The following is a 6988-nucleotide window of genomic DNA, read 5'->3' as shown; positions in this document are numbered from 1 at the left end:
CGCCCGTCCCGCGCATCCTGCGCCAGCCCGAGCGGCGGCTTTTCCCGAGCCCACCGCGATGCCCTTACCTCTTTTCGCCCTCGCCGTCGCCGCATTTGGAATCGGTACCACCGAATTCGTGATCATGGGGCTGCTGCCCAACGTCGCGCGCGATCTCGGCGTGTCGATCCCGGCCGCCGGGATGCTCGTGTCGGGTTACGCGCTCGGCGTGACGATCGGTGCGCCGATCCTCGCGATCGTCACCGCGAAGATGCCGCGCAAGCGCGCGCTGATGGGCCTGATCGGATTGTTCATCGCGGGCAACCTGTTCTGCGCGATCGCACCGGGCTACGCGGTGCTGATGGCTGCGCGCGTCGTCACCGCGTTCTGCCACGGCGCGTTCTTCGGGATCGGCTCGGTGGTCGCGAGCAACCTCGTCGCACCGAACCGCCGCGCACAGGCGATCGCCCTGATGTTCACCGGCCTCACGCTCGCGAACGTGCTCGGCGTGCCGCTCGGCACCGCGCTCGGCCAGGCATTCGGCTGGCGCGCGACGTTCTGGGCCGTCACCGGCATCGGCATCGCCGCAGCCGCCGCGCTCGCCGTCTGCCTGCCAAGGAATCTCGCGATGCCCGACACCAGCATCACGCGCGAATTCAGCGTGCTGAAGCATCCGCAGGTGCTGATGGTGCTCGGCATCAGCGTGCTCGCGTCGGCAAGCCTGTTCAGCGTGTTCACCTACATCACGCCGATCCTCGAGGACGTGACGGGCTTCTCCCCGCGCCAGGTCACCTACGTGCTGCTGCTGTTCGGCCTCGGGCTGACGGTGGGCGGCACGCTCGGCGGCAAGCTCGCCGACTGGCGCCGGATGCCGTCGCTGATCGCGACGCTCGCGCTGATCGGCGTGGTCCTCGCGCTGTTCGCGGGCACGATGCACCTGCCGTTCGCCGCGCTCGCGACGATCTTCGTGTGGGGCATCCTCGCGTTCGCGATCGTGCCGCCGCTGCAGATCCTGATCGTCGACCGCGCAAGCGATGCGCCGAACCTCGCATCGACGCTGAACCAGGGCGCGTTCAACCTCGGCAACGCGACGGGCGCGTGGCTCGGCGGGATGGCGATCGGCTCCGGCGTGTCGCTCGTGAGCCTGCCGTGGGTCGGCGTCGCGATGGCCGTCGCCGCGCTGGCGCTCACGCTGTGGTCGGCGTCGCTCGAACGCCGCCCGGTGACCGTGCCGACCGAATACGTGTAACGCCCGCGCGCATTCGTTGCGCGCGCAACGCCAGCAACACCATCCGAACCTGATGGCCTTCATGGACCTTTCAAGGTCCGCGGTGTAGCATCCCGGCCGATGAAAGCCATTCTTAATCGCGATTTCCTCGCGCTGATCCTGAGTGTCGCGGTCGTCGGCCTCGGCACCGGCGCCACGCTGCCGCTCACCGCACTCGCACTGACCGAGGCCGGGCACGGCACCAACGTCGTCGGCATGCTGACCGCCGCGCAGGCCCTCGGCGGCCTCGCGATCGTCCCGTTCGTCACCGCGCTCGCACGCCACATCGGCTCGCGCCGCGCGATCGTCGTATCGGTCGTGCTGCTCGCGGCAGCCACGGCGCTGATGCAGTTCACGTCGAACCTGATCCTGTGGGGCGCGCTGCGCGTGCTGTGCGGCGCCGCGCTGATGCTGCTGTTCACGATCGGCGAGGCGTGGGTCAACCAGCTCGCCGACGATTCGACGCGCGGCCGCGTCGTCGCGATCTACGCAACCAATTTCACGCTGTTCCAGATGGCGGGCCCCGTGCTCGTGAGCCAGATCGCCGGTGCGACGAGCATCCGCTTCGCGCTGTGCGGCGCGCTGTTCCTGCTCGCGCTGCCGACGCTCGCGACGATCCGGCGCGCGCCGCTCGCCGGCGACGACGCGCATCACGAAGCGCACGGCCGCTGGCTCGACGTGCTGCCGCGCATGCCCGCGCTGATCATCGGCACCGGGTTCTTCGCCCTGTTCGATACGCTCGCGCTGTCGCTGCTGCCGCTCTACGCGATGGATCACGGCGTCGCGAGCGCCACGGCCGTGCTGCTCGCGTCGATCATGCTGTTCGGCGATACCGCGATGCAGTTCCCGATCGGCTGGCTCGCGGACAAGCTCGGCCGCGAACGCGTGCACCTCGGTGCGGGCTGGATCGTGCTGGCCGGCCTGCCGCTGCTGCCGCTCGTCATCGCGAACCCGTGGCTGTGCTGGCCGCTGCTGTTCGTGCTCGGCGCGGCGGCCGGCAGCATCTACACGCTGTCGCTCGTCGCGTGCGGCGAACGCTTCCGCGGCGCGGCGCTCGTCACCGCGAGTTCGCTCGTGTCGGCGTCGTGGAGCGCCGCGAGCTTCGGCGGCCCGCTGGTCGCCGGCGCGTTGATGGAGCAACTGGGCAGCAACGCGCTGGTCGGCGTGCTGGTCGTCTGTGTCGCCGCGTTCGTCGCGGCCTCGCTGTGGGAGCGCCGCGCCGCGTTGCAGCGCGCGGTCTGATATCGGCGCTGTCGATGTCGATGTCGCTGTCGCTGTCGCTGTCGCTGTCGCTGTCGCTGTCGATGTCGATGTCGCAAACGCAGACGCAGACGCAGACTCAAACATTAACGCTCATACTCGGCGCCCCACACGGACGCACACGCGCCGCCCCCGGCCTGCCAAACGAAAACGGCCCGCGCAATGCGGGCCGCCCTGTCCTTCCGGACGACGCGTGATCTACACGTGACCTACGCGTAACGTTTCGCGCTGCGATCCGTCACGCGCTGCGCGCCGGCAAAATCTTGCCCGCACACGTGCCGAAGCCGACGCGATAGCCGTCGCCCTGGCACCAGCCGGCGAGCGTCAGCTCGTCGCCGTCCTCGATGAAGGTGCGGCTGCCGCCGCCGTTCAGCGCGACCGGCTCCTTGCCGTTCCACGTCAGTTCGAGCAGGCTGCCGAACGAATCCTTCGTCGGCCCGCTGATCGTACCCGAACCCATCAGGTCGCCCACGCGCGTGTTGCAGCCGGCCACCGTGTGATGCGCGAGCTGCTGCGCCATCGTCCAGTACATGTGCTTGAAATTCGTGCGGCAGATCGACGTCGCCTGCGCCGCCCCTTCCGCGCGCAGCGTCACTTCGAGCGCGATATCGAACGCGTGCTTGCCCGCATGGCGCAGATACGCGAGCGGCTGCGGCGACTGCTCGGGCTGCGCGACGCGGAACGGTTCGAGCGCGTCGAGCGTGACGATCCACGGCGAGATCGTCGTCGCGAAGCCCTTCGAGTTGAACGGGCCGAGCGGCACGTATTCCCACTGCTGGATGTCGCGCGCGCTCCAGTCGTTCAGCAGCACCATCCCGAAGATGTGCGCTTCCGCGTCCTCGCACGCGATCGGCTCGCCGAGCGCGTTGCCCTTGCCGACGATGAAACCCGTCTCCAGTTCGATGTCGAGCTTGCGGCACGCGCCGAACACCGGGCGCTCCTGGTCGGGCAGCTTCAGCTGCCCGTTCGGCCGCCGCACCGGCGTGCCACTGACGACCACCGACGATGCGCGGCCGTTGTAGCCGATCGGCATCTCCGACCAGTTCGGCAGCAGCGCGTTCTTCGGATCGCGGAACATCGAGCCGACGTTGGTCGCATGCTCCTTCGACGAATAGAAATCGGTGTAGCCGGGGATGTCGACCGGCAGATGCAGCGTCGCGTCGCGCTGCGCGACGAGCACCTGCGCGCGCAGCGCTGCGTCGTCGCGCAGTGTCGCGTTGTCGTTCGAGAACAGCGCCGACAGTTGCACACGCACGCTGCGCCACGCGTCGCGGCCGAGCGCGATGAACGCGTTGAGCGTCGGCGCGGCGAACGCATCGGCATCGGTCGGCAGCGTCACGAGGCCCGCACGCACGAGCGCCGCAAGATCGACGACCTGGTCGCCGAGCGCGACGCCCGCGCGGCGCGCCGGTTGCTTCGCATCGCTGAAGATCCCGAACGGCAGGTTCTGGATCGGGAAATCGCAGGCGGGATCGTTCGCCGTCTCGACCCAGCTCCTGCGGGCCGGGTCGAGCGTCGCGCGCCAGTCTTGGGTATCGCTCATCGTTGCTCCGGGTTGAAGTGTTTCCTGATGCCTTGCCAGCATTCGAAGTAGTCGGCCTGCAGCTGCGCGGTGTCGAGCGCGTAGCGCGTCGGCCGGATCAGCGTGCGGGTTTCGAACATGAACGCCATCGTCGCGTCGACCTTGTGCGGCTTGCTCGTATCGCTCGCGGACGCCTTCTCGAACGTGTCCGCGTCGGGCCCGTGGCCCGACATGCAGTTGTGCAGGCTCGCGCCGCCCGGCACGAAGCCTTCGGCCTTCGCGTCGTACGCGCCGTGCACGAGCCCCATGAACTCGCTCGCGACGTTGCGGTGGAACCAGGGCGGGCGGAACGTATCCTCGGCCGCGAGCCAGCGCGGCGGGAAGATCACGAAGTCGATCGTGTCGACGCCCGGCGTGTCGCTCTGCGACTGCAGCACCAGGAAGATCGACGGATCGGGATGGTCGTAGCTGATCGAGCCGATCGTGTTGAACAGGCGCAGGTCGTATTTGTACGGCGCGTAGTTGCCGTGCCATGCAACGACGTCGAGCGGCGAATGGCCGATGTCCGCGCGCCACAACCGGCCGTTCAGCTTCGCGATCAGCTCGAACGCGCCTTCGCGGTCTTCGTAAGCGGCCTGCGGCGTCAGGAAGTCGCGCGGGTTCGCGAGACCGTTCGAGCCGATCGGGCCGAGGTCCGGCAAACGCAGCAGCGCGCCGAAGTTTTCGCAGATGTAGCCGCGCGCATCGCCGTCCGGCAGCGCGACGGAGAAACGCACGCCGCGCGGGATCACCGCGATCTCGAACGGCTCGACGTCAAGCCGGCCGAATTCCGTCGCGATGAACAGGCGCCCCTGCTGCGGCACGATCAGCAGTTCGCCGTCGGCGCTGTAGAAAAAGCGGTCCTGCATCGAGCGGTTCGCCGCGTACAGGTGGATCGCGCAACCGTTCATCGCGGCGGCCGACCCGTTGCCGGCCATCGTCACCAGCCCTTCGACGAAATCGGTCGGCTCGACCGGCATCGGCAGCGGGTCCCAGCGCAGCTGGTTCGGCGGCGTCGGCGGCACGTCGGCCGAATCGCCGAATTCCGACACGAGCCGCTGCGGGCCCGCGTACGGCTCGAACGGCCGATGCACGGCCGCCGGGCGGATGCGGTACAGCCACGAGCGGCGGTTGTGGCCACGCGGCGCGGTAAACGCGGTGCCCGACAGTTGCTCCGCGTACAGCCCGTACGGCGCGCGCTGCGGCGAGTTGCGGCCGTGCGGCAGCGCGCCGGGCAGTGCCTCGGTCGCGAATTCGTTCGCGAAACCGCTCAGGTAGCCGGCATTTGCCGGTTTCGACAGGTCAAGCGTCATCGTTTCCTTTCTCCCTCAATTCGTGGCGGCGGTCGGCGCCTGCACGCCGTTGCGCCGCGTTACGCCCGCAAGCCCGAGGACGAACAGCGCCGAGCACAGCACGGGCACCGCGGCCGCGTGGAACAGCGCGCCGTTCGACCAGTTGAGCGCAATCAGTTGCCCGCCGACGAGCGGCCCGAGCACCGAGCCGATCCGGCCGATGCCGAGGCTCCAGCCGATGCCCGTCGAGCGCAGCGACGTCGGGTAATACTGGCCCGCGAGCGCGTTCACGGCCGGCTGCCCGCCGACCACGCAGAACCCGCCCGCGAACACGACCACCAGCAGCCACGGCAGCGCATGCGCGACCGAGCCGATCAGCCCGACCGACACCGCGGCGCACGCAAAGCAGGCGAACAGCACGCGCACGAAGCCGTAGCGTTCGATGAACCAGCCGAGCGACAGCGTGCCGATCACGCCGCCCGTCTGCAGCACCGTGCCGACGATCACGGCCGTACCCGGCGAATAACCGGCATCGCGCATCACCGTCGGCAGCCAGTTCGACAGGAAATACAGGTCGATCAGGTTCATGAAGCTGATCGCCCACAGCAGCAGCGTGACCGGCAGGCGGCCATGGCTGAACAGCTCGGCGACCGGCGCGCCGGTTGCGGCCCGCTCGCGCACGACGAGCCGCGTGTTCGCATCGATGCCGGCCTGCGGCGCGAAACCCGCGAGCCAGTCGCGCGCCTGCGCGACGCGCCCTTTCAGCACCAGGAACTGCAGCGATTCGGGCAGCCGCGCGACCATCGCAATCGTGAGCACGAGCGGCACCGCGCCGCCGACGAAGAACACCGAGCGCCAGCCGAGCGCCGGAATCAGCGCGGCGCTGATGAAGCCGCCGAGCGCCGCGCCGAGCGTGAAGCCGCACGATACGATCATCATCCGCTTCACACGGTGCGCGGCCGGGCTGAACTCGCCGACCAGCGCCATCGCGTTCGGCATGATGCAGCCGAGGCCGAGGCCCGTGACGAAGCGCAGCGCCATCAGCACCGGGATCGAACCCGCGAACGGCGTCGCGAGCATCGTCACCGCGAAGAACAGCGTCGAGCCGATCAGCACCGGGCGCCGCCCGATCCGGTCGGCCAGCACCGACAGCCCGAGCGCGCCGAGCAGCATCCCGAACAGGCTCGCGCTGAACACCGGCCCGAGCGCCTGCTTCGGCACGCCCCATTCGGCAATCACGCTCGGGGCGACGTAGCCCATCGCCTGCGCATCGAACCCGTCGATCACGAGGCACAGCCCGCCCAGCACGAGCAGCATCCAGTGAAAGCCCGGGCGATGGGTCTCGTCGATCACGTGCTCGACTTCGAGCACGCGCGCGTCGGCCGGCGCCGCGCTCATTGCGCGACCTCGGCGGCCGGATGCACGGGCGGCGTCACGCCCTGGCGCGCGAGCGCCATCGCTTCGCGCAGCACGTCGGCGTCGCCGATCTGGTTCGCGAGCAGCAGGATCAGCTTCGCGTTGACGAGCTGGCTGTCGGCGTCGGACAGGTCGCGATGCATGTCGATCAGCGCTTCGTAGAACGCGTCCGGGTCAGCCAGGCGCGGGCGGGTGTCGAGTAAGGGCATGACG

General features: G+C 69.2%; 7 protein-coding genes. 3 read left to right on the top strand and 4 right to left on the bottom strand.

Going from position 1 to position 6988, the window contains the following annotated elements; translation table 11 throughout:
• The first annotated feature begins 58 nt into the window (after positions 1-58).
• The 3 genes from DPV79_RS28855 (at position 59) to DPV79_RS42280 (ending at position 2703) form a co-directional block, all read left to right on the top strand.
• Entirely contained in the window at positions 59-1228 is a 1170-nt protein-coding gene (locus DPV79_RS28855) for an MFS transporter (protein WP_021157147.1), read from the top strand.
• 99 nt (positions 1229-1327) lie between these two features.
• Positions 1328-2488, top strand: coding sequence for an MFS transporter (locus tag DPV79_RS28850; RefSeq protein WP_113047091.1), 1161 nt, complete (start codon positions 1328-1330; stop codon positions 2486-2488).
• Positions 2489-2502: 14 nt separating this feature from the next.
• Positions 2503-2703: a hypothetical protein gene (locus DPV79_RS42280; protein ID WP_133295741.1), complete on the top strand. Its 201-nt coding sequence runs from the start codon at positions 2503-2505 to the stop codon at positions 2701-2703.
• Between the two features lie 41 nt (positions 2704-2744).
• Here the strand turns inward: DPV79_RS42280 and fahA are convergent, their stop codons facing one another.
• The 4 genes from fahA to DPV79_RS28830 are packed head-to-tail and all read right to left on the bottom strand — an operon-like array spanning position 2745 to position 6984.
• Positions 2745-4049 (bottom strand): fumarylacetoacetase, encoded by a 1305-nt coding sequence (fahA, locus tag DPV79_RS28845; RefSeq protein ID WP_113047090.1) that lies wholly within the window; start codon positions 4047-4049, stop codon positions 2745-2747.
• Complete coding sequence (gene hmgA, locus DPV79_RS28840; RefSeq protein ID WP_048026668.1) at positions 4046-5380, bottom strand: homogentisate 1,2-dioxygenase; 1335 nt, start codon at positions 5378-5380, stop codon at positions 4046-4048. Before hmgA ends, fahA begins: the two co-directional genes overlap by 4 nt.
• Positions 5381-5395: 15 nt before the next feature.
• Positions 5396-6757, bottom strand: coding sequence for an MFS transporter (locus DPV79_RS28835; RefSeq protein ID WP_113047089.1), 1362 nt, complete (start codon positions 6755-6757; stop codon positions 5396-5398).
• Positions 6754-6984: a DUF2783 domain-containing protein gene (locus DPV79_RS28830; protein WP_113047088.1), complete on the bottom strand. Its 231-nt coding sequence runs from the start codon at positions 6982-6984 to the stop codon at positions 6754-6756. Before DPV79_RS28830 ends, DPV79_RS28835 begins: the two co-directional genes overlap by 4 nt.
• Positions 6985-6988 lie beyond the last annotated feature (4 nt).

It is taken from the genome of Burkholderia reimsis (assembly GCF_003294055.1).
GTDB classification, from domain to species: Bacteria; Pseudomonadota; Gammaproteobacteria; order Burkholderiales; family Burkholderiaceae; genus Burkholderia; species Burkholderia cepacia.
The sequence above is the reverse complement of the archived record's forward strand: the minus strand, read 5'-3'. Positions and strand labels throughout refer to the sequence as shown.

Bases quoted from the DNA above. Each gene is read 5' to 3' on its own strand.
- DPV79_RS28855 (WP_021157147.1), top strand. From the start codon at position 59: ATGCCCTTACCTCTTTTCGCCCTCGCCGTCGCCGCATTTGGAATCGGT.
- DPV79_RS28850 (WP_113047091.1), top strand. From the start codon at position 1,328: ATGAAAGCCATTCTTAATCGCGATTTCCTCGCGCTGATCCTGAGTGTC.
- DPV79_RS42280 (WP_133295741.1), top strand. From the start codon at position 2,503: ATGTCGATGTCGCTGTCGCTGTCGCTGTCGCTGTCGCTGTCGCTGTCG.
- fahA (WP_113047090.1), bottom strand. From the start codon at position 4,049: ATGAGCGATACCCAAGACTGGCGCGCGACGCTCGACCCGGCCCGCAGG.
- hmgA (WP_048026668.1), bottom strand. From the start codon at position 5,380: ATGACGCTTGACCTGTCGAAACCGGCAAATGCCGGCTACCTGAGCGGT.
- DPV79_RS28835 (WP_113047089.1), bottom strand. From the start codon at position 6,757: ATGAGCGCGGCGCCGGCCGACGCGCGCGTGCTCGAAGTCGAGCACGTG.
- DPV79_RS28830 (WP_113047088.1), bottom strand. From the start codon at position 6,984: ATGCCCTTACTCGACACCCGCCCGCGCCTGGCTGACCCGGACGCGTTC.